This is a genomic window from Pseudoxanthomonas wuyuanensis, from assembly GCF_900215535.1.
Lineage (GTDB): Bacteria > Pseudomonadota > Gammaproteobacteria > Xanthomonadales > Xanthomonadaceae > Pseudoxanthomonas_A > Pseudoxanthomonas_A wuyuanensis.
In genome coordinates this window covers 310,365-330,899 of record NZ_OCND01000004.1, presented here as the reverse complement: position 1 = coordinate 330,899, position 20,535 = coordinate 310,365, and the positions used below count along the sequence as shown (strand labels likewise).

Here is a 20,535-nt window from a genome sequence, read left to right as displayed (position 1 = left end):
GAGGATGCTCTACCGATGATGGCAATGCTTTCCGATCCGCAGGTATGGATCACGCTGGTGACGCTGAGCGCCATCGAGATCGTGCTGGGTATCGACAATCTGGTGTTCATTTCCATCGCGGTCAGCAAGCTGCCGCCGCAGCGGCGCGAAGTGGCGCGCAAGTTCGGCATTGCGGTCGCCTGCATCACCCGGATCGGGCTGTTGCTGACCCTGGCCTGGTTGGCGGGGCTGACCAACGACCTGTTCAGCCTGTTCGGCGTGGGTATATCGATTCGCGATCTGGTGCTGATCCTGGGCGGGGCGTTCCTGCTGGCGAAGGGCACCAAGGAAATCCTGGAACTGGTCAAGGGCGTGCCCGATTCCGAAGACGTGCACACCCGGCCGGCGGTGTCCTTTGCCGGCGTCATCGCGCAGATCGCGGTGATCGACATCGTGTTTTCGCTGGATTCGGTGATCGCGGCGGTCGGCATTGCCGACTACATCCCGGTGATGGTGGCGGCCATCCTGTTGGCGGTGGCGGTAATGCTGCTGGCGGCGCGGCCGCTGGGCCATTTCATCGACAACAATCCGACCATCAAGATGCTGGCGCTGGCCTTCATCGTGCTGGTCGGCGCCTACCTGCTGCTGGACGGTTTCGGGCTGGCGATTCCCAAGGGCTATCTGTACGCCGCGATGGGCTTTTCGGCAGCGGTGGAATGCCTCAACCTGTGGGCCAGGAAGCGTTCCATCCTGCGCAGCCTGCCCGATTGACGGCAGCCGGGACGGGCGAGGCGTGGACAATCACCAGACAAAGGTAAGCGGCAGCACATGATCTATCTCCACCAGATCGACCCGATCGCGCTTTCGTTGGGACCGGTGAAACTTCACTGGTACGGCCTGATGTACCTGCTGGCGTTCCTGTCGGCCTGGTGGCTGGGCCGCAGGCGGGTGGCCGCCGGCCGCCTGCCGGGGGTGGATGCCAATGCGTTCTCGGACCTGCTGTTCTACTCGATGCTTGGCGTGGTGCTGGGTGGCCGCATCGGCTACGTGCTGTTCTACGGATTTCCCGCGTTCGTGCAGCAGCCGCTGTCCATCTTCAAGGTCTGGGAAGGCGGCATGAGCTTTCATGGCGGGCTGCTGGGGGTGATGGCGGCGTCGTGGTGGTGGACCCGCAAGCAGCGCTTGCACTACTTCGACACGATGGATTTCGTCGCCCCGCTGGTGCCGCTTGGACTGGGGTTCGGCCGCATCGGCAACTTCATCGGCGCCGAACTGTGGGGCAAGTACACCCATGCCGGCTGGGGTGTGATCTTCCCGACCGACCCGGCGCTGGCACAGCTGTCGGCGGCGGAACTGAAGGCGCAATACGCCGCCGGCGCGCTGCAGCAGTTCGCCCGCCATCCGTCGCAGCTGTACCAGGCATTCCTGGAAGGCGTGCTGATGTTCGCGGCGCTGTGGTGGTTCTCGCGCACGCCGCGCCCGCGCTATGCGGTTTCCGGATTGTTCGCGCTGCTGTACGGCGCGTTCCGGTTTGCGGTGGAGTTCGTCCGCGTGCCGGATGAGCAACTGGATTATCTGGCGTTCGGCTGGTTGACGATGGGCCAGCTGCTGAGCACGCCGCTGATCGCGCTGGGGGTGTTCCTGCTGTGGCTGTCGCGGCGCGCGCCAACCCTGCAGCCGGCGTTGCCGGCGAAGGAAGCGTCATGAGGCAATACCTGGAACTGTTGCGCCATGTGCTGGAACAGGGCGCCGAGAAATCCGACCGCACCGGCACCGGCACGCGCAGCGTGTTCGGCTGGCAGATGCGCTTCGATTTGAACGAAGGCTTCCCGCTGGTGACCACCAAGAAGCTGCACCTGCGTTCGATCGTCCATGAGCTGCTGTGGTTCCTGAAAGGCGAAACCAATATCGCCTACCTGAAGGAAAACAAGGTCAGCATCTGGGACGAATGGGCCGACGGGAACGGCGAACTCGGCCCGGTCTACGGCAAGCAGTGGCGCCACTGGGCCAAGCCCGATGGCGGCGAGGTCGATCAGATGCAGTGGCTGATCGATGAAATCAAGCGCAACCCGGATTCGCGCCGGCTGGTGATCAGCGCCTGGAACGTGGCCGAGCTGCCGCAGATGGCGCTGATGCCGTGCCACAGCCTGTTCCAGTTCTATGTCGTCGGCGGCAGGCTCAGTTGCCAGCTGTACCAGCGCAGCGGCGACATCTTCCTGGGCGTGCCGTTCAATATCGCCAGCTACGCCCTGCTGACCCACATGGTGGCGCAGGCGACCGGGCTGGGCGTGGGCGATTTCGTGCACACGCTGGGCGACGCGCACCTGTATTCGAACCACTACGAACAGGCGCGCGAACAGCTGGCACGCGAGCCGCGGCCATTGCCGAGGCTGCAGCTGAATCCGCAGGTGACCGATCTGTTCGCATTCGTCTACGACGATATCCAGATCCACGGCTACGACCCGCATCCGGCGATCAAGGCGCCGGTAGCGGTGTGACTGCATGCGCATCGCTCTGATCGCCGCGCTGGATCGCGGCAACGCCATCGGGCGCGGTAACGAATTGCCGTGGCGGTTGCCCGACGATCTGAAGCGGTTCAAGGCGTTGACGCTGGGCAAGCCGGTGCTGATGGGACGCAAGACCGCCGAATCGCTGGGTCGTGCGCTGCCAGGGCGTCTGAATCTGGTGTTGAGCCGAACCGGGCAGGTGCCGTTTGAGGACATGCATGGCGTTGCGTCGGTCGAGCAGGCGATGGCGATTGCGGAATCGGAGGGAAGCGCCGAACTGTGCGTTATCGGCGGCGCGGAAATCTATGCGCTGATGCTGCCGCAGGCCGACCGGTTGTACCTGACCCACGTCGATACCGTGGTGGAAGATGCCGACGCGTTCTTTCCGGCATTCGACGCTGCGCAATGGGTGGCGGTTGCGCGCCAGCCGCATCCGGCCGATGCGAAGCATGTCTTCGCTTTCGAGTTCATCGACTACCTGCGCCAATCGAATCCGGACGCCTGACTTCCTGTAGGAGCGACGTGTAGGAGCGACGTAAGTCGCGACCGCATGCCCCGAAGACGCATCTTGGGATCGAGCACCAGCTGCGTTTATCCGGAATTTTCAAGGCAGAGTTCGACGCCAATCGGACGGCGTTTCAGTTTAGGATTCGCGTTGACTGGCTCTTGTCCGCGGCCAATTCGTTTGCATGTGTTCTCGCGGCTCACGTCGCTCCTACAAGGACGCCGGCGGGCGGTAGTGGCCGATGATGGCGTGGGCGAACAACAGGTCTTCTTCCTGCGTGCCGCGACCGATGTTGTGCAGGATCAACGGCACGCCTGCGCGCGTGCGCCGATCCGACACGATACCGATGTGCAGCAGACCGCTTCCGGTCAGCTTCCAGGCGACGATGTCGCCGGCGCGATAGTCGCTGGTGGCGGCGCTGATCGGCAGCGACCAGCCCTGGCGCTGGAACCAGCGCATCTGGTTGGGCACGCGCCGGTGATCGATGCTGCGGTTGGGCTTCTTCAGGCCCCACTGTTGCGGATAGGCGGCGAAATTGCCGCGCATGTCCTGGTGGATGGCTTGCTGCAGGTCCAGTCCGCTGCCACGCAATGCGCGGACGATTACGTCGGTGCAGACGCCGCGGTCGGTGGCGACATCGCCGCCGGGGTAGGTCAGTTCGACATAAGCCGGGTCGTAGTGGCGGGTGACGCCAATCTGGCTTCTGGCGGCCCCGACCCAGGCCGGTACGGCGGCGGTACGCGCATCAGTCGCCGGTTGCGCCAGCAGCGCCGGAGCAATGCCCGGCGCCACGGCCAGGGCGAGTATCAGCCGCGCGCTCAGCAACCGCATAAGGCTTGCAGCGCTATCCGGGCGCATCGGCTCAGCCCAGCGCAGCCGTGTCGCGGCCGGCGACCTGGAGCACGCGCAGTTCGTCGGTATCCAGCTGCAATGCGGTCAGCTTGCCGCCCCAGACCGCGCCGGTATCAATGGCGTGCACGCCATGGCCGATCATCAGGCCCAGGGTGGACCAGTGCCCGCAGACGATCTTCAGATCCCGCTGCGCCCGGCCGGGAACTTCGTACCACGGGTACAGGCCCTGCGCCTGGGTGCCCGGCGCGCCCTTTTCTTCGATTGCCATGCGCCCGCGCGGCGTGCAGTAGCGCATGCGGGTGAACAGATTGATGATGGCCCGCGAGCGTTCGTAGCCGGTCAGACCCGGCGACCAGCCGGGCTTGTCGCCGTACATGTTGCGGAACAGCTTGCGATAGCCATTGCCATGCAGTTGCTGCTCGACCTCGCGCGCGTGCTTTTCGGCCAGCGTGGTGGTCCATTTCGGCGCCAGCCCTGCATGGATCATCATCCAGCCCAGGGCGCGGTCGACATGCAGCAGCTTCTGCATCCGCAGCCAGTCCAACAGCGGACGTGCGTCATCGGCCAGTACCACCCGTTGCAGATCCTGGTTGACCTTGCGCTGCTCGTCCGGGCTGCGTTCGCCGATGGCCAGCAGCGAGAGATCGTGATTGCCCAGCACCACGACGCTGCGTTCGCGCAGCGAGTGCACCAGCCGCAGGGTTTCCAGCGACTGGCCGCCGCGGTTGACCAGGTCGCCGCAGAACCACAGCCTGTCCTGAGCCGGGTCGAAACGGATTTTTTCCAGCAGGCGCTGGGTGGCGTCGTAGCATCCCTGCAGATCGCCGATCGCCCAGACCGCCATCAGTGCAGCGTCCTGGGTACGGACAGCGTGAACTGCGGAATGGGCGCGTCGAAGCGGGTGCCGTCGTCGGCCAGCATGTCGTAGCTGCCCTGCATCGTCCCTTGCGGGGTTTCCAGGACGGCGCCGGAGGTATAGCGGAAATCCTCGCCCGGACGCAGCCACGGCTGTTCGCCGACCACGCCTTCGCCGGTCACCTCCTGGACCTTGCCGTTGGCGTCGGTGATGACCCAGTGCCGGCCCAGCAGCCGTGCGGGCACCCGGCCGCAGTTGCGGATGCGGATGGTGTAGGCGAACACGTAGCGCCCGTCCTCGGGCAGTGAGCGATCGTCGAGGAAGCGGGTGGCTACGTCGATATCGATGGCGTAGTCGGCATCATTCATGCCGACAGTGTATGCAATGCAGACGGGATTGGGGATCGGATAAGGCATGCAGCCCCTTCAGCGAAGGACCGTGCAAGCGGATGGCAGCTTTCCAAGCGCGGAAGCAGCAGCAAGCTGCCGTGAATCCTCCATTGACAAACCTGATTGGCGCCGGCTTCCATCTGCGCCCATCCGCCGGATGGTTTGGACAAAGGACAAGCGCGAGCCTTTCCCGAATCCCGAATCCCGAATCCCGAATCCCGAATCCCGAATCCCGAATCCCGAATCCCGAATCCCGAGCCCCCTCTCAGTTCCCATCCTCCAGATTGGCCAGGCGGATGAAGGCGGCCACTTCCACCTGTTCGGCGCGAAGATCCGGGCGCAGGCCGGCGGCTTCCAGTTGTTCCACCGTGCAGACGCCGTTGAGCGCATTGCGCAGCGTCTTGCGTCGCTGTCCGAAGGCGGCCCTGACCACGGCGGCGAAGCGCTGCGGGTCCCGTACCAGCCGTTTTTCCGCCGGCAGCGGCACCATCCGTACCACCGCCGAATCGACTTTCGGCGGCGGCCGGAATGCGCCCGGCGGCACCACGAACAATGGCGTCACCGTGCAGTAGGCCTGCAGCATCACGCTCAGGCGGCCGTAGACCTTGCTGCCGGGACCGGCGGCCATGCGGTCGACCACTTCCTTTTGCAACATGAAGACCATGTCGCGGATGACTTCCGCATGCTCCAGCGCATGGAACAGGATCGGCGAGGACAGGTTGTAGGGCAGATTGCCGACCAGGCGCACGGGTTCGCCCGCAGCCAGCTTGCCGAAATCCACGCTCAGCACGTCCTTGTGAATGATGGTCAAGCGGCCTACGCCTTCGGCCGACGCCATCAGCGGGGTGATCAGGTCGCGGTCGAATTCGATGGCGGTCAGCTCGCCATGCTTCCTCAGCAGCGGAAGGGTAATGGCGCCCTGCCCGGGGCCGATCTCGACCAGACGATCGCCGGACTGAGGATCCACCGCCAATACGATTTTGTCGATATAACCGCGGTCGGTCAGGAAGTGCTGGCCGAGGGATTTCTTGGGTGGTGCCTTGAAATGCGACATGCGCGCATTATGCGGGGAACAGGGGGCCAGGAGTGAGGAGCGAGGGGCGAATTCGCCGCGGCGTCAGCCTCATGCGCTTGCTGAGCGGTCGCATTCGGGCATCAGCCCGCGTGGCGGGTCTGGCCTGCTATGGCGGCGCGGCCGTGCGGGATGCCGACAAAACGTTGGTTGTTTCATTTTCCGTTTCCTGCCGCCCGTTCTTGCCTCCGCCTGGCGATCCGCGCACAGGTTTCCACTGCGGCGAACAGGCTGGAGGGATCGGCAGTGCCCTTGCCGGCCAGGTCCAGGGCAGTGCCGTGATCGACCGCAACGCGCGGGTACGGAAGCCCGAGGGTGAGATTGACGGCCTGCTCGAAGCCGCTGTACTTGAGCACCGGCAATCCCTGGTCGTGGTACATCGCCAGCACTGCGTCAAAACCGGCCAGTTTCTGCGGCAGAAACGCGGTATCGGCCGGCAGCGGGCCGATCAGTTGCATGCCCTGTTCGCGCAGACTGCGCATCGCCGGTTCGATGACGGCGATTTCCTCATCGCCCAGATGACCGGCTTCGCCGGCGTGCGGATTCAGGCCGAGCACGGCGATGCGCGGCTCATCGATGCCGAAGTCCTGCTGCAGCGCCTGCCAGGTGATGCGCAGCGTGCGTGTCAGGCCGGCGACGGTAATTGCGTCGGGCACGGCTCGCAACGGCAGGTGGGTGGTCGCAAGCGCAACGCGCACCACGGTGTTGGCCAGCATCATGACCACTTCGCAGCCGGCGCGCGCAGCCAGCAGTTCGGTAGTGCCGGTGTAGGCAATACCGCCGGCATTGATGGCGGCCTTGTGGACGGGACCGGTGACCAGCCCATCGAACTCGCGCCGCAGGCAGGCATCGGAGGCCGCGTTCAAGGCGCCGATGACGGCGCCGGCGTTGCGCGGATCGGTCTGGCCAAAATGGCTGGCAACCGCATTGGCGACCGGGCGCAGTCGTAGATCGCCGGCCGATCGGACGGGCTGATGTTCGTCCAGCAGTTGCAGGGGAAGGGCGAGGGCCTGCGCGGCGGCTAACAGGCTGCCGGGGTCGCCGAAGGCGATCAGTTCGCAATCACTGCGCGGCCGCTGCGCCAGCTGCACGCACAGTTCGGGACCGACCCCGGCCGGCTCGCCCGGAACCAGAGCGAGCCGGGGCTTCATTCAGCTGCCGCTGCTGTTCTCAGCGCGATCGCCCTCGGCGCGGTCGCCGCTACGGAAGCTGACGTAGGCTTCGCCACGCAGTTCCTGCAGGTAGCGGTTGTACTCGTCTTCCAGCTTGCGCCGGCCGATGGTTTCGCGAATCTGCGCACGCTGGTTGGCGTTGGTAACGTCGGTCTGGCGGGAGGCCACGCGCTGCACGATGTGCCAGCCGGCATCGGTCCGGAATGGCGAGGTGACGCCGCCGTCGGCCACGCTGGCGACCTGCTGGCCGAATGCCGGGCCATAGGCGTCGGCCGGGAACCAGCCCAGATCGCCGCCGTCGCCGCGGCTGTTGGCGTCTTCCGAGGATTCGCGGGCGACTTCGACGAAGTCCGCGCCGCCGGCGATGCGCGCACGCAGGGTATCGATCTTGGCCTTGGCCGCGGCAGCATCCTGCACTTCGGTGACCCGGACCAGGATGTGGCGGGCGTTGTATTCGGTGACGGTACGCGCCGCGGCTTGCGCGGCATCGCGGGTTTCCACCAGTTTGAGCAACTGGAAGCCGCTGGGACCGCGCAGAGGGCCGACGATCTGGCCGGGCGTCATGTCCTTGAGCAGGTTGGCGAATGCGGTCGGAATCTCGTCGACGCTGCGCCAGCCCAGATCGCCGCCTTCCAGGGCGGTGGGGGCGTCGGAATAGCGCACGGCCGCAGCGGCGAAGTCCAACTCGCCGCGGTCGACCAGCCCCTTGACGCCATCGATCTTCTGCTGGCCGGTGGCGATCTGTTCGGCAGTGGCGCCTTCCGGCAGGCCGACCAGGATGTGCGCCAGGTGGTATTGCACGCCGCTGCTGGCCTGTGCGGCCAGGGCCGCATCCACTTCGCCCTCGCTGACCTGGATGCGGCTCTGCGCAAAGCTCTGGCGCAGGCGCTGGACAACGATTTCATCGCGCAGCGAGGCGCGGAAGTCGGCGAACGACATGCCGTCGCTTTCCAAGCGCTGGCGCAGCTGTTCGACAGTGGCGCCGTTCTGCTGGGCGACACTGGCGACGGCGGCGTTCAGTTCCTGATCGTTGACGCGGATACCGGTTTCGGCGGCGCGCGCCACCTGCAGCTTGACCAGCACCAGGCGCTCGAGCACCTGCCGTTCCAGCACCGCGCGCGGCGGCAGCTGGCCGGGACGGTCGGCGTACTGGCTGGTCACGTTCTGTACCGCACGATCCAGTTCGCTCTGCAGCACCACGTCTTCGTTGACGATGGCGGCAATGCGATCCAGCGGCTGCAGCGATTGCGCGCGGGCCAGCGGCGCGGCCACGACGGTGGCCAGCAATCCGGCCAGAAGAAGGCGGAAACTCATTGTTTTCATAGAATCGGATCCGGATCGTTGATGTTGTCGTCCGGGTCGGGCGTGGTGTTGCTCGGCGGGACGAGATAGAGGTCGTCTCGGTAGTAGCCGAGAATAGCACGGCGCAAGGTGCGCTCGGTGTTCTGGCCGGCCGAGCCGAGACCCTTGAGGACGAATTCGACCTGGAAGGCGGTGTTCATCTCGCCTTCGCGGCTGCGGACGTAGCGGCGTACCAGCGCACGCACGGCCAGGCAGCAGCTGTCCCATTGCACGCCGGCAATGCCCTCCAGCAGGCCGGGTTCGCTGTTGGCGTCGCGGTAGAACGAGTGGTAGTAGCGGCCGACCACGCTCCAGGACGGCGTGACCGGGTACAGGAACGAGAAATCGGCCTGTTCCAGCAGATCCCGGCGATGCCGGTAGGTCAGATTGACCACGCCATCGTCGCCGAACAGGTAGCGGGCGCGCACGCTGGCCAGATCCTCGCGGCGGAACTTCGGGTCCCACTGGTAGGAGGCGCCGACGGTCCAGCGGTCGGTAGGCGCGTAGTTGGCGTCCACCACCCAGGCCGACTTGCCCTGTTCCACCGGCGTTTCGTTGGAGTTCAACGTCACCCGGCTGTCTTCGAAATAACGGATCTGGCCGATGCTGGCCGACAGCCGCTCGAAACCGTCGGCCTGGCGCAGGAAGCGGGTGCTCAGGGCCAGGGTCAGCTGGTTGGCATCGGTCTGGCGGTCCGCGCCGGTGTAGCGGTTGTCGCGGAACATCTGCCCCCAGCTGAAGGTGAAGGCACGAGTGTCGAAGATGGGAATACCGTTCTGATCCCGGTACGGCGCATTCAGGTAGAACAGCCGCGGCTCCAGCGTATGCAGGAAACGGCTGCCCTTGATCTCGGTTTCGCGGTCGAAGTACAGCCCGGCATCCAGCGACGCGATCGGCAGGCTGCGGCTGGGCGCATCGTCACGAAACTCGGCCAGCATGGCTGGCGTTACCTGCGCGGCTGGAATCCCGTATGCCGATGCGGCCAGATTGCGAGCGGTCGAATCGGCAAGGCCGGCATCCAGGCGATATTCGGTATGTCGCCAGGCCAGTGTCGGCCGCAGGAACCAGGAAGCGCCCCGCAGCGGCATCGACACGAAGGGCTTGACGTCCAGCCGGCTGCCGCCGGCTTTTTCGTCGTGCTGGAACTTGACCGCTTCGGCGTCCACGCCGGCGGTGAACCAGCGCCCCAATGGCTGTTCCCAGTTCAGGTAGGTTCGCGGCAGACGGTTGTAGGGAAGGCTGGCCTCGCTGACGGTGTAGTCGGACAGCTGCCAGTACTCGGCCATCAGGCCGGCACTCCAATGCTTGCCCAGGCCATAGATGCCTGCGGTGCTGGCAACCGAGGTGGCCGACAGGCCATACAGCGAGTTGCTGAAATCCTCGGTGTAGCGCGAATCGCTCAGCCAGGTCAGACCGGCACGCGCCTGCCAACTGCGGTTGATGTTGTGGTTGCCGCGAAAGCGCAACATGCCGCGGCTGTCGTCGGGGTCCGGATTGACGGCCGGATTGAAATCCGGCTCCAGCGCGCGCTCCTTCAGCAGGTCGTCGCTGGGCATCCAGCTGCCTTCCAGAATGCCCTTGCCCTTGGGGTACAGGTAGCGGAACTCGGCGCCCAGCAGCCCGCCGCGGTCGCTCATGTAGCGCGGGTACAGGGTGGCATCGTAGTTGGGCGCCAGGTTGAAATAGATCGGCTGCTCGTAGTCGAAACCGTTGCGCCCGGACAGGCTGACCGACGGGTACAGCAGCCCGGTATGGCGGCGGTCATCGATCGGAAACTTCAGATAAGGCACGTACAGCACCGGGAACTTGCCCAGCCGCACCGTTGCGCCATGGGCCACGCCCCAGCCGGCGTCGGTATCGAAGTCGATGCGCCGCGAACGCAGTTCCCAGCGCCGGTCTTCGGGGTCGCAGGTGGAATAGGTCGAATGCAGCAGCGCGCCTTCGGCGCCCTTCATGTCGATCCGGTCGGCGCCGCCATTGCCGCGCCGCGAGACCAACTGGTAGCGGATGTTGTCGATCTGGTGGCTGTCGGTTTCCTGGTTGCCGCGGGCGCGGTCGGCGACGATGCGGATGCCGGCGTCCTGGTAGCGCACATGCCCGTCGGCCACGTAGGTGTCCGCTTCCTGGTCGTACTGCAGGTTGTCGGCGCCCAGGAACTGGTCGCCGCGGCGCATCTCGATATTGCCCTGGTACTCGAGGTTCTGCTCGGTGCCGCCCAGCTGGTCGCCCTCGATCGTGGTGGACTGCTCGGCGCGGTCCGCGCGCGCGGCCTGGGCGCTGGCGCCGGGTTCGGGTCCGGCGCTGCCGTCGAAGGAGGGAATCACATCCTGCACCGGGCACAGCGCCCAGCTCTCGGGCTTGTCGTCGGCCATTGCCGGCAGGCACAGCGCAATACTGAATGGCAATGGCAGCAGGCGAAGGACTGGGCGCACGCGGTGCAGGGCTCCGTGAATGGGCTCAAAAGCGGCCGCTAGCTTGCCGCATCCCATGCATGCCGGCAATGAAAACCGTTTGCCGGTTTCGGGCCTGGTTCATTATGGGCCAAGGGCTTGCGGCTTCAACGCAGTTCGTCGACATGGGCGACGCTGCATTCGCGCAAGGCTTCCAGGTCGTAGCCGCCTTCCAGCATCGAGACCACCCGGCCGCCGGCGTGGCGACGGGCGATGTCGCGCAGGCGCCGGGTCAGCCAGACGAAATCGCTGGTTTCCAGCATCAGGTCGGCCAGCGGGTCGCGCATATGGGCATCGAAGCCGGCCGAGATCATCAGCAGTTGCGGCTTGAAGCCGTCCAGCGCCGGCAGCAACTGGTCCTCCCAGGTGTTCTGGAAGCGGAAGCCGCCGCTGCCGGGCGGCAGCAGCGCGTTGAACACATTGCCGACCCCGCGTTCGTAGGGAGCTCCGCTATGCGGATAGATGCCCGATTCGTGGGTGCTGAAATAGGCCACGCGCGGTTCGTTGACGAAGATGTCCTGGCTGCCATTGCCATGGTGGACATCGAAATCGATGATCGCCACGCGTTCCAGCCCATGCTTCTCGCAGGCGTGGGCGGCGGCGATGGCGATGTTGTTGAACAGGCAGAAACCCATGGCCGCATCCGCGGTGGCATGGTGGCCGGGGGGACGCACGGCGCAGAAGGCGGTGGACGCCTCTCCATGCATGACCGCATCGACGGCGGCAATGCCGGCGCCGGCGGCGTGCAGGGCGGCGGCACGGGAAGCCGGGACCATGACGGTGTCCGGGTCCAGCATCCGGTAACCGGTGAAGTCGGCGTCCAGTACCGATTCGATCAACTGCTCGCCATGTACCCGGCGCAGGTCGCCCAGCTTGACCCGCGGCGCCTCGCGCCAATCCAGGTCGCCATGGGCGGCGCGCAGGGCTTCCAGCACCACCTGCAGCCGCGCCGGACGCTCGGGGTGTTCAGGCCCGGGATCGTGCGCCAGACAGGCGGCGTGGGTGAAGATGATCACGCCGCTCAACCATGCCGGCGTTGGTGGTTCCAGAGCACCTCGCCCTGGCCCTCCGCGCGCGCCAGCACCCGCGCCAGCACGAACAGCAGATCGGACAGGCGGTTGAGGTAGCGGATGGCCTCGGGGCGCACCGCGTCGTGCCGGCCCAGGCTGACGGTCTCGCGTTCGGCACGGCGGACGATGGTGCGGGCCAGATGACAGCGCGCCGCCGCCTCGCCGCCTGCTGGCAGGATGAAATCCTTCAGCGGCGGCAACGCGTCGTTGTAGCGGTCCAGCTGGGTTTCCAGCGCATCCACATCCGCCGCATGGATGGCCGCATGGCCGGGGATGCACAACTCGCCGCCCAGGTCGAACAACTGGTGCTGCACCGTGGTCAGCAGGGCGCGGATATCGTCAGGTACCGAAGGCGCCGCCAGCACCACGCCGATCGCCGAATTGGCCTCGTCCACGGTGCCGTAGGCATTGACCCGGGCCGAATCCTTGCCGACCCGGCTGCCATCGCCGAGGCCGGTGGTGCCGTCGTCACCGGTACGGGTGTAAATCCTGGAAAGGCGGTTGCCCACGGTCGGCTCAGTGCCTGGCTTTGGCCCAGGCCCGCAGCCGCACCGCCTGCTGGACGCCGACATGCGCGATGACGGTCAGACCGACGTAGATCGCGGTAACGCGCAGATAGGACGGAAACCAGTCGCTGTAGTTCTTCCACCAGCCGGCGAGGCTGGCCGGCTGCGGAACGCTGTCGCTGAGCCAGTAGAAACTGCCCTGGCTCAGCAGGTGGCAGACCGCGACCGAACCGACCAGGCTGGCGGCAAGCACCGCCAGCGCCTTGCCGTCGCTGCCGCGGTAGTGGCGCCGCAGCAGCAGGCCACCGGCCCACAGCGCGAAATAGGCGGGAATCAGGAACCAGTACGCCGGCGACATGCAGTAGTGGGACCAGAAACTGGTGCCTTGTCCGCTGATGACCAGGTAGTCGACCAGCACCGCCAGCGCCATCAGCGACGGGAATGCCCAGCGGGTCCAACTGCTCAGATAGAAGCCGGCAATGAAGAAGGCCGCCCAGGAGGCGTCCGGCACCGGCCCGAAATGGGTCAGCGAGGTCGGCAGGTGCAGGCGGGTGGAGACCATCAGCGCGACGATCAGCAGCAGGACGACGGCGCGTTGGGTAGCGTTGTTCATACGGGCAGTTCCGGAGGCTCAGGCCGACATTCTAGCGGACGCGGGCCGGACATGAGGCGGCCCGGCCGATGGCCGCAGGCCAGCCGGTATCATGGGCGGCATGACTGAACGGCACGATGTGGTGATAGTGGGGGGCGGCCTGGTCGGCGCCAGCCTGGCGATAGCGCTGGAACGGCTGGACCTGGATGTGGGCCTGATCGAGGCCACCGCACCGGGCACGATGCCGGCGGTGTTCGACCAGCGCAATCTGAGTTTTGCCGCGGCTACCGTCAACGCGCTGACCGCGCTGGGGGTGATGCAGAAACTGCGCGCGCCGACCGGGCCCATCAGGCGCATCCATGTCAGCCGCCAGGGCGATTTCGGCCGGGTCCGGCTGGACGCGGCCGATTACGGACGCGAAGCATTCGGCCAGGTGGTGGTGGCGCGCGACTTCGGCGGAGCGCTGGAAACGCGCCTGCAGGAGCTGCCGCGACTGACCCGCTATCGCCCTGCGCGTTTTGTCGGCGTCTCCGATGCGGCCGATGGCGCCAGGACGGTGCGCACCGCCACCGCAGACGGCGAACGCGAGATCGGCGCGCGCCTGCTGGTGGCCGCCGACGGCACCGCCAGCGCGGTGCGTGCTGCGTTGGGGGTAGGGGCGCAGGAATACGACTACGCGCAAACCCTGTTCGTGGCGCGGGTGCGCGCCGAGCGCGCGCCGGACGGGACGGCATACGAGCGTTTTGGCGATCACGGGCCGACTGCGCTGTTGCCGCGAGGCGATCGCCACTTCGGCGTGGTTCACGCGGTGGCCAACGCAGACGCCGGGCAAGTCGCTGCGATGGATGAAGCGGCTTGGCTGGCGCGCGTGCAGCAGGCGTTCGGCTGGCGGGTGGGGCGCCTGCTGGCATCCGGCGAACGCAGCGCGTATCCGATTGCGCGGCTCGTGGCCGAGCGTTTGACCGCGCCGCGTGCGGTACTGCTGGGCAATGCCGCGCAGACCATCCATCCGATCGGCGCGCAGGGATTCAATCTGGGGCTGCGCGATGCGCTGACCTTGGCCGAACTGCTCGACGGTGCCGTCGACATCGGCGCGGATGAACTGCTGGCGGCCTACGCCCAGCGCCGGCACGAAGATCGCCAGCGCACGCTGGCGTTTTCCGACGGACTGGCGCGGCTGACGGCCAACGGCGCGCCGTTGCTGCGTCCGCTACGCAGCCTTGGCCTGATGGCCAGCGACAGCATGCCCTGGCTGCAGTCGTTTCTGGTCGGTGGAGCGATGGGATTCCGCGGCGACGTGCCGGCGCTGTGCCGGGAGGCCGCGCGATGAGTCGCCGCGGCCAGCTGGATGCGGTCATCGTCGGTGGCGGCGTGGTCGGCGCCGCCTGCGCGCTGGCGCTGGCGGCGCTGGATCTGGAGGTGGCGCTGGTGGAAGGACGCCAGCCGCAGCCGTGGTCGGCGGATGCGCCGGACCTGCGCGTGTACGCATTCGCCGCCGACAACGCGGCAACGCTTGCCCGCCTGGGCGTCTGGGAGGCGGTTCGCAGCGCGCGTGCGCAACCGTACCGGCGCATGCGGGTGTGGGATGCCGCCGGCGGCGGCGAGCTGGCTTTCGATGCCGATTCGCTGGGTCACGCGCAACTGGGCTGGATTGTCGAAAACAATCTGCTGGTGGACCGCCTGTGGGCGGCGCTGCCGGGCGCTGGCGTCAGGCTGTACTGCCCGGCCCGGCTGCAGGCGTGCGAACAGGACGAAACGGGCGTGCGCCTGCGGCTGGATGACGGCATCCGGCTGGACGCGCGGCTGGCCATCGCCGCCGATGGCGCGGCCTCGACGCTGCGCACGCTGGCCGGTCTGCAGGTGGCCAGCCACGACTACCGGCAGAGCGGCGTAGTGGCCTTCATCGAAACCGCGCAGCCGCACCAGGACACCGCCTGGCAGCGCTTCCTCGACACCGGCCCGCTGGCGGTACTGCCGTTTGCCGGGGGCCGCAGCTCCATCGTCTGGACCCTGCCGGAGCACGAGGCCGCCCGCGTCGTCGCGTTGGACGAGGATGCGTTCGGCCGCGAACTCACCGCGGCCTTCGGCGCGCGGCTAGGGCCGATGCGCGCGGTCTCGCAGCGGGCCGCATTTCCGCTGCGCCGCCAGCACGCCGACAGCTATGTTGCCGGCCGCGTCCTGCTGGTCGGCGATGCGGCGCATGTCGTACATCCGCTGGCCGGGCAGGGCGTCAACCTGGGCTTGCGCGACGTGTCGGCGTTGAGCGAAACGATCGCCGCGGCACAGTCGCGACGGGTGGACTGGGACACGCCGCACCGGCTGCAGCGCTGGTCGCGCCAGCGGCGCAGCGACAATGCCGCCGCCGCCTATGCGTTCGAGGGCATCAACCGGTTGTTCTCCAACGACGAAATGCACGCCACGCTGCTGCGCGGACCGCTGCTGGGGCTGGCCGGCCGTTTGCCGGGACTGGCCGATGCGCTGTGGCGGCGGGCTTCCGGACAGTGATTGCGTTAGGGTAATCCCGGCCTCGCTGCGGCCGTTCCCCCATCCCAGGAGACGAATACGATGAACCGGTTTTCCTTCTCGCGCAGGACAATGATGCAGGCCATGGCCGGCGCAGGACTGGCCGCTGCGATATCGCCGGCGCTGGCGCGCAAACCCGCCGGCGCTGCGAAGAAGAAGATCGGCGTGGCGCTGATCGGGCTGGGTTACTACAGCCGCGAGCTGCTGGCGCCGGCGCTGCAACTGACCCGGCACTGCCGGCTGGCCGGCATCGTCACCGGGTCGCCGGAAAAAATCGAGCCGTGGCAGCAGAAGTACGGCATTGCCGATGGCAACGTCTACGACTACGACAATTTCGATCGCATCGCCGACAATCCGGACATCGACGCGGTCTATGTCGTGCTGCCCAACCATCTGCACAAGCCGTTCACCGAACGGGCCGCGGCGGCCGGCAAGCATGTCTGGTGCGAAAAGCCGATGGCGATGAATGCCGACGAGGCGCAGGCGATGATCGATGCCTGCGCACGCAACCGCGTCCAGCTGACCATCGGCTACCGCATGCAGCACGAACCCAACACCGAGCGCATCATCGGTTTCGCCCGCGAGCGGCCTTACGGGCGCATCGCCGGCATCCGCGCCGAGGCCGGCTTCAAGGGATTCAATGACGGCTGGAGCGACGTCTGGCGGCTGGACCCGGCGCGCGGCGGTGGCGCGATGTACGACATGGGCGTCTATGCGTTGAACGCGGCGCGCTACACCTCCGGCCAGGAGCCGATTGCGGTCACCGCCACCCAGGAAATCCACCGCCCCGAGATTTTCCGCGGCGTCGACGAGACCATGCGTTTCCGGCTGGAATTCCCCGACGAAACCGTGGCCGATTGCGTCACCAGTTTCGGCATGAACGTCAACCGGCTGCGCGCCGACTGCGAGAACGGCTGGTACGAACTGTCCCCGTTCCAGTCCTATGAGGGCATCCAGGGCCGCACCAGCGATGGCCAGCAATTGGACGCCAGCCTTGGCGCAACGCCGCATCAGCAGGCGCGGCAGATGGACAACGACGCGTTGGCGATTCTGCATGGCACGCCGCCGCGGGTTCCCGGCGAGGAAGGCCTTCGCGACATGCGGGTGGTCGATGCGATCTTCGCTTCGGCGCGTAGCGGCAGGCGCGTCGAGATCTAGGGTGCCATCCCTTGCCGGTCAGGCCAGCATTGGCGCTGGTGAAAAGTAGCGGAGCCCCCAAGGGGATGTAACAAGCTCCGCTCTGGCGGGCGTCAGCCGGGAATAAAGGGAAACACGATTTTCAGCAGACCTCGCAGTCCGCCCTCGGCGGTGCTGGCCACCGCCCTGGCGCCAAGGCTGTTGAGCGCATTGCGCACGTCCTGCCAGCGCAGCTTGCTTACGTCTTTTTTCAGCAGGTCGGTCACCTCCTCGGCGGTGGGCACGAACCGCTTCAGCTCGGCGACCACCGCCGCCGGATCCTGCTGCAGGTAGCCCCAGCGCTCGGCGATGGCCAGCAGCGTATCGAAGCGCACCGCCACTACTTCGCGATTGCGTTCGTACACCGGCAGCGCGCCGACGTCCAGGATGGCCTGTTCGAACTGCTGCGCATCGTCCGGGTGCTCGATGCGCACCGCCAGGAAGCCTTCCTTGCGGCTGCGCTCGCTGGCGTGCTTGGCGCCGGCGCGCAAATTGGCTTCGGTCAGCACCGTGGCGACGATGCGTTGCAGGGCGTCGTCGCGATCCTCCGGTACCAGCGCACGCCAGCGCGCATAGCCGTCGCGGCGCAGCGCCCGGACCTTGGCCGGGGTGACCCGCAGCTTGCCGGCCACGGTGAAGTTGGATTCGCTGCGTTCGATGGCGCCATCGCGCTCGAGCAGCACGAAGATCAGCAGTTCCAGATCGCGCTTGGTCAGCGACTGGAAGCCCTGCAGCAGGGTCAGGCGCAGGAATTCGTTGCCGAAGGCGGCGGGGTCCTTGAGTTCGAGCGGCAGCATGGCAGGCTCCTTGTCGGATTGTCATCTTGCCATAGCGCGATGTCAGGGCCTGAGACCGCGCGCGCAGCAGGCAGGGTGTCGTGATGCCTTGATGGTGGTGTAGGAGCGACCTGAGTCGCGATGGGGATGTATACCGGGAAATCTTGGCGGCTGCTATCGACTTTGAGATGGCCTACGCACTCACCCCAAAGTTCATGACTTCCTCTGGTCGCGACTCACATCGCTCCTACAATCCACTTGGTGAAGCGGAGATGGTCGGTGCACCTCAATGTCCGCTTTCGCGGCCCGGATATTCGGTACGGAAAACTTCGATGGCACCACGCTCCTGCACGGTGACGTAGACGGTCCGGCCGTCGATGCCGCCGAATGCGATATTGGTCGGCTTCCGGCCCTTCAGTTTCACTTCGCGCAGCAACCTGCCGGCCGGCGAAACGATGGCGACGCTGCCCGCGCCATAGCGGGCGATATACAGGTTGCCCATCGTATCGCAGCGCATGCCATCCAGACCGTGGTCGTCGAATTCGATCAGCAGGCGCTTGTTGGAGATTTCTCCGCTTCCATCCAGGTCGTAGGCCCACACGCGCCGCTGCACGCTCTCGTTGACATACAGGCGCCTGCCGTCAGGGTTGACTTCGATGCCGTTGGTCGTCCCCAGGCCTGATGCGAGCAGGCTTGCGCGGCCGTCAGGCAGGATCCGCCACAGCTGGCCGCTGTTTTCGCGCCAGTCGGGATCGCTGGCATAGAACATGCCGTCGGGCGCGAACGCGATGTCGTTGGGTTGATGCGCACCGGGCAACGCGGCGAACACGCCGATCGAACGATCGCGCGGATCGACCCGCAGGATCCGGTGGCCGGTGTAGTCGGCCACATACATGAAGCCATCGGCGTCGAAACGGATGCCGTTGCCGATGCTGCCTTCGGGCAGTTCGGCGAACAGTTCGGCACGGCCGCCGCCGTCGGCCTGCGTGGTCACCCTGCCGATGGTGCCTTCGCGGCCGAAGTTGACCGCGTACAGCGCGCCGTCCGGGCCGACCGCCGGGCCTTCGATGCCGGCGGTGAATACGCCATCGTCGACATAATCGCGGGCCACATACGGAATTTCGTCATTGGCGTCGCGGAGGTTGCCGGTGCGGTCGCATGAGGCGAGCGAAAGCGTCGCCATGAGCGCCATGGCCGCGATGACCGCCACGGCAGCAGCAGGCGCGCTTCTTGGCATCATTTGCCAAGCGCATACAGCGCCACCACGAAAGCCAGTACCGCCACGGTGGCCGAGACCAGCGCCAGCCGGTGCGAACGGATCAGTTGCCGCTGCATCCGTTCGGCACCGAGCTGCAGCACTTCGATGGTCTTCTGCATGTCGGTGGCCAGCTTGTTGATCGAGTCGGCGTTCTGGGTCGCCGCGTTCTGCAGTTCGGCAATCTGCTCGCCGACGATGTCCAGCCGCAGTTGCTGGCTGTTGTCGATCTGCGGCGGCGTGCGGGTGAACAGCGGGCGGGCCAACCGGATGATTTCCGGCAGCGAGGAGGCGGCAATGGTGATCCAGGTGGCGGCCATGCGGTGCTCCGTATCGGAGGAAAACGTTGCAGGAGCGATGTCAGTCGCGACAGAGCTTTCCCGGGAAAGCGCGTCGCGACCGACATCATTCCGGAAGAGTCATCGGGGCGTGGCGAACACGGTGATTTCTTCGCGGTCGTGGTACAGCTGCTTGGCGCGCACCTTCAGCGGCCGTTGCGTCTGTTCGGCGAACAGGTCCAGGCACAAACGGGTTTCATCCCAGCGCTTCTTCATCGGCAGTTTGAGATTGAAGATGGCGTGCCGGCACCAGCCTTCGCGCAGCCAGGTTGCCATGCGTTCGGCCACCCGGCGCGGCTGTTCGACCATGTCGCAGACCATCCAGTCCAGCGGTTGCGCCGGTTTCCAGTGGAAACCGTCGGCGCGAAGGTGCTCGACCAGGCCGGTGTCCAGTACATGCTGGCGCAGCGGCCCGTTGTCCACCGCTGCCACGCGCAGATGCTGGCGGGTCAGCACCCAGGTCCAGCCGCCAGGCGCGGCGCCCAGATCGGCGGCGGTCATGCCCGGTTTCAGCAATCGCTGCCGCTCGTCGTTATCGAGCAGCACCAACAAGGCCTCTTCAAGCTTCAAAGCCGAACGCGACGGCGCATCCGGCAACAGCTTCAGGCGTGGAATGCCCAACGGCCAGGGCGCGCTGTCGCGGGCATCGCTGCGGGCCAGAAAGACATGATTGCCTTGCACGAACACCACATGCAGCCGCGGCAGATCCGGATCGTCCTGCTCGCTCAGCAACCCTTGCTTGCGCAATGCCGGCCGCAGCGCATTGGCGAAACTGCGCGCCAGCCCGGCCAACGGCTTGGCCGCGTCCGAATCCGGATGCTCCGACCACAGCTCGCCGTAACGGCCGCCGGCCAGCGCCGCCATTATCGGAGTGATGCGATCCTTGGGATCGATATCGCGCAACTCGGCGATCAGCCGCAGCTTCTGGCGGGCGAAAATCAGCTCGCGCCATGGCAGGGCGCGGTCAAGCGCGGCGCCATCGTCGCCGATCAGGGCGACATAACCATCGTTGCGACTGGCCTTGGCATAGGCCGGCAGGCCGGCCAGCGCGGCGCGCTCGCTCAGCTCGGCGGCCAGTTCCGGTTCGAAACCCTGGCGGCAGTAGCAGAACAGGCCGCTCACGGTGCGCCCCGATAGCCATCCAGCATGGGTGATGAAGACCGCGCCGCGGCGCGT

Annotated in this window: 20 protein-coding genes and 1 pseudogene; 7 read left to right on the top strand and 14 right to left on the bottom strand. The window is 66.4% G+C overall.

Annotated elements, in window-relative coordinates:
* Positions 1-15 precede the first annotated feature (15 nt).
* The 4 genes from CRO39_RS10880 to CRO39_RS10865 are packed head-to-tail and all read left to right on the top strand — an operon-like array spanning position 16 to position 2,991.
* The gene (locus CRO39_RS10880; RefSeq protein WP_425479682.1) at positions 16-750 is read left to right on the top strand and encodes a TerC family protein; all 735 of its coding nucleotides are present in this window, start codon (positions 16-18) and stop codon (positions 748-750) included.
* A gap of 57 nt (positions 751-807) precedes the next feature.
* Complete coding sequence (gene lgt / locus CRO39_RS10875) at positions 808-1,686, top strand: prolipoprotein diacylglyceryl transferase (RefSeq protein WP_097121956.1); 879 nt, start codon at positions 808-810, stop codon at positions 1,684-1,686.
* The gene (locus CRO39_RS10870; RefSeq protein ID WP_097121955.1) at positions 1,683-2,477 is read left to right on the top strand and encodes a thymidylate synthase; all 795 of its coding nucleotides are present in this window, start codon (positions 1,683-1,685) and stop codon (positions 2,475-2,477) included. Before lgt ends, CRO39_RS10870 begins: the two co-directional genes overlap by 4 nt.
* Positions 2,478-2,481: 4 nt before the next feature.
* Positions 2,482-2,991, top strand: a complete 510-nt coding sequence (locus tag CRO39_RS10865; protein ID WP_097121954.1) for a dihydrofolate reductase — start codon at positions 2,482-2,484, stop codon at positions 2,989-2,991.
* A 210-nt stretch (positions 2,992-3,201) separates the two neighbouring features.
* Here the strand turns inward: CRO39_RS10865 and CRO39_RS10860 are convergent, their stop codons facing one another.
* The 10 genes and pseudogenes from CRO39_RS10860 to CRO39_RS10815 form a co-directional block, all read right to left on the bottom strand.
* Entirely contained in the window at positions 3,202-3,822 is a 621-nt protein-coding gene (locus tag CRO39_RS10860) for a DUF1287 domain-containing protein (protein ID WP_176520193.1), read from the bottom strand.
* A gap of 49 nt (positions 3,823-3,871) precedes the next feature.
* A pseudogene (locus CRO39_RS10855) lies at positions 3,872-4,687 on the bottom strand (symmetrical bis(5'-nucleosyl)-tetraphosphatase); the annotation flags it as partial.
* Positions 4,687-5,067 carry a Co2+/Mg2+ efflux protein ApaG gene (gene apaG, locus CRO39_RS10850; protein ID WP_097121951.1) on the bottom strand — a complete coding sequence of 127 codons (381 nt, stop codon included), beginning with the start codon at positions 5,065-5,067 and terminating at the stop codon, positions 4,687-4,689. The pseudogene CRO39_RS10855 and the gene apaG, both read right to left, overlap by 1 nt.
* Positions 5,068-5,353: 286 nt before the next feature.
* Entirely contained in the window at positions 5,354-6,142 is a 789-nt protein-coding gene (rsmA, locus tag CRO39_RS10845; protein WP_097121950.1) for a 16S rRNA (adenine(1518)-N(6)/adenine(1519)-N(6))-dimethyltransferase RsmA, read from the bottom strand.
* A gap of 173 nt (positions 6,143-6,315) precedes the next feature.
* The gene (pdxA, locus tag CRO39_RS10840) at positions 6,316-7,311 is read right to left on the bottom strand and encodes a 4-hydroxythreonine-4-phosphate dehydrogenase PdxA (protein ID WP_097121949.1); all 996 of its coding nucleotides are present in this window, start codon (positions 7,309-7,311) and stop codon (positions 6,316-6,318) included.
* Entirely contained in the window at positions 7,312-8,646 is a 1,335-nt protein-coding gene (locus tag CRO39_RS10835; protein ID WP_097121948.1) for a peptidylprolyl isomerase, read from the bottom strand. It abuts the gene before it with no gap.
* A 5-nt stretch (positions 8,647-8,651) separates the two neighbouring features.
* Positions 8,652-11,105: an LPS assembly protein LptD gene (gene lptD / locus CRO39_RS10830; protein WP_097121947.1), complete on the bottom strand. Its 2,454-nt coding sequence runs from the start codon at positions 11,103-11,105 to the stop codon at positions 8,652-8,654.
* A gap of 125 nt (positions 11,106-11,230) precedes the next feature.
* Complete coding sequence (locus tag CRO39_RS10825; protein ID WP_097122025.1) at positions 11,231-12,139, bottom strand: histone deacetylase family protein; 909 nt, start codon at positions 12,137-12,139, stop codon at positions 11,231-11,233.
* Positions 12,140-12,144: 5 nt separating this feature from the next.
* Positions 12,145-12,702, bottom strand: a complete 558-nt coding sequence (locus tag CRO39_RS10820) for a cob(I)yrinic acid a,c-diamide adenosyltransferase (RefSeq protein ID WP_097121946.1) — start codon at positions 12,700-12,702, stop codon at positions 12,145-12,147.
* A 7-nt stretch (positions 12,703-12,709) separates the two neighbouring features.
* A complete protein-coding gene (locus CRO39_RS10815; protein ID WP_097121945.1) occupies positions 12,710-13,312 on the bottom strand; it encodes a hypothetical protein in 603 nt (200 codons plus the stop codon).
* 100 nt (positions 13,313-13,412) lie between these two features.
* On the opposite strand from CRO39_RS10815, the gene ubiH reads away from it, so the two are divergent.
* The 3 genes from ubiH to CRO39_RS10800 are packed head-to-tail and all read left to right on the top strand — an operon-like array spanning position 13,413 to position 16,972.
* Positions 13,413-14,621, top strand: a complete 1,209-nt coding sequence (ubiH, locus tag CRO39_RS10810; protein WP_097122023.1) for a 2-octaprenyl-6-methoxyphenyl hydroxylase — start codon at positions 13,413-13,415, stop codon at positions 14,619-14,621.
* Complete coding sequence (locus tag CRO39_RS10805) at positions 14,618-15,796, top strand: UbiH/UbiF family hydroxylase (protein ID WP_097122024.1); 1,179 nt, start codon at positions 14,618-14,620, stop codon at positions 15,794-15,796. The genes ubiH and CRO39_RS10805 overlap by 4 nt, the downstream gene beginning before the upstream one ends.
* A 60-nt stretch (positions 15,797-15,856) precedes the next feature.
* On the top strand, positions 15,857-16,972 hold the full coding sequence (locus CRO39_RS10800; RefSeq protein ID WP_097121944.1) for a Gfo/Idh/MocA family protein: 1,116 nt from the start codon (positions 15,857-15,859) through the stop codon (positions 16,970-16,972).
* 92 nt (positions 16,973-17,064) lie between these two features.
* On the opposite strand, the gene CRO39_RS10795 is transcribed toward CRO39_RS10800, so the two are convergent.
* From CRO39_RS10795 to rlmM, 4 genes are all read right to left on the bottom strand, one after another.
* Positions 17,065-17,787 carry a hypothetical protein gene (locus CRO39_RS10795; protein WP_097121943.1) on the bottom strand — a complete coding sequence of 241 codons (723 nt, stop codon included), beginning with the start codon at positions 17,785-17,787 and terminating at the stop codon, positions 17,065-17,067.
* 265 nt (positions 17,788-18,052) lie between these two features.
* Positions 18,053-18,949: an SMP-30/gluconolactonase/LRE family protein gene (locus CRO39_RS10790; protein WP_238394630.1), complete on the bottom strand. Its 897-nt coding sequence runs from the start codon at positions 18,947-18,949 to the stop codon at positions 18,053-18,055.
* A 53-nt stretch (positions 18,950-19,002) separates the two neighbouring features.
* A complete protein-coding gene (locus CRO39_RS10785; RefSeq protein WP_097121942.1) occupies positions 19,003-19,341 on the bottom strand; it encodes a hypothetical protein in 339 nt (112 codons plus the stop codon).
* A 99-nt stretch (positions 19,342-19,440) separates the two neighbouring features.
* Positions 19,441-20,481 carry a 23S rRNA (cytidine(2498)-2'-O)-methyltransferase RlmM gene (gene rlmM / locus CRO39_RS10780; protein ID WP_097121941.1) on the bottom strand — a complete coding sequence of 347 codons (1,041 nt, stop codon included), beginning with the start codon at positions 20,479-20,481 and terminating at the stop codon, positions 19,441-19,443.
* Between the last annotated feature and the right edge of the window lie 54 nt (positions 20,482-20,535).

What these genes read in the sequence shown, in the direction of transcription:
- CRO39_RS10880 (WP_425479682.1), top strand. Translation starts at nt 16, where the DNA reads ATGATGGCAATGCTTTCCGATCCGCAGGTATGGATCACGCTGGTGACG.
- lgt (WP_097121956.1), top strand. Translation starts at nt 808, where the DNA reads ATGATCTATCTCCACCAGATCGACCCGATCGCGCTTTCGTTGGGACCG.
- CRO39_RS10870 (WP_097121955.1), top strand. Translation starts at nt 1,683, where the DNA reads ATGAGGCAATACCTGGAACTGTTGCGCCATGTGCTGGAACAGGGCGCC.
- CRO39_RS10865 (WP_097121954.1), top strand. Translation starts at nt 2,482, where the DNA reads ATGCGCATCGCTCTGATCGCCGCGCTGGATCGCGGCAACGCCATCGGG.
- CRO39_RS10860 (WP_176520193.1), bottom strand. Translation starts at nt 3,822, where the DNA reads ATGCGGTTGCTGAGCGCGCGGCTGATACTCGCCCTGGCCGTGGCGCCG.
- apaG (WP_097121951.1), bottom strand. Translation starts at nt 5,067, where the DNA reads ATGAATGATGCCGACTACGCCATCGATATCGACGTAGCCACCCGCTTC.
- rsmA (WP_097121950.1), bottom strand. Translation starts at nt 6,142, where the DNA reads ATGTCGCATTTCAAGGCACCACCCAAGAAATCCCTCGGCCAGCACTTC.
- pdxA (WP_097121949.1), bottom strand. Translation starts at nt 7,311, where the DNA reads ATGAAGCCCCGGCTCGCTCTGGTTCCGGGCGAGCCGGCCGGGGTCGGT.
- CRO39_RS10835 (WP_097121948.1), bottom strand. Translation starts at nt 8,646, where the DNA reads ATGAGTTTCCGCCTTCTTCTGGCCGGATTGCTGGCCACCGTCGTGGCC.
- CRO39_RS10815 (WP_097121945.1), bottom strand. Translation starts at nt 13,312, where the DNA reads ATGAACAACGCTACCCAACGCGCCGTCGTCCTGCTGCTGATCGTCGCG.
- ubiH (WP_097122023.1), top strand. Translation starts at nt 13,413, where the DNA reads ATGACTGAACGGCACGATGTGGTGATAGTGGGGGGCGGCCTGGTCGGC.
- CRO39_RS10805 (WP_097122024.1), top strand. Translation starts at nt 14,618, where the DNA reads ATGAGTCGCCGCGGCCAGCTGGATGCGGTCATCGTCGGTGGCGGCGTG.
- CRO39_RS10800 (WP_097121944.1), top strand. Translation starts at nt 15,857, where the DNA reads ATGAACCGGTTTTCCTTCTCGCGCAGGACAATGATGCAGGCCATGGCC.
- CRO39_RS10795 (WP_097121943.1), bottom strand. Translation starts at nt 17,787, where the DNA reads ATGCTGCCGCTCGAACTCAAGGACCCCGCCGCCTTCGGCAACGAATTC.
- CRO39_RS10790 (WP_238394630.1), bottom strand. Translation starts at nt 18,949, where the DNA reads ATGGCGACGCTTTCGCTCGCCTCATGCGACCGCACCGGCAACCTCCGC.
- CRO39_RS10785 (WP_097121942.1), bottom strand. Translation starts at nt 19,341, where the DNA reads ATGGCCGCCACCTGGATCACCATTGCCGCCTCCTCGCTGCCGGAAATC.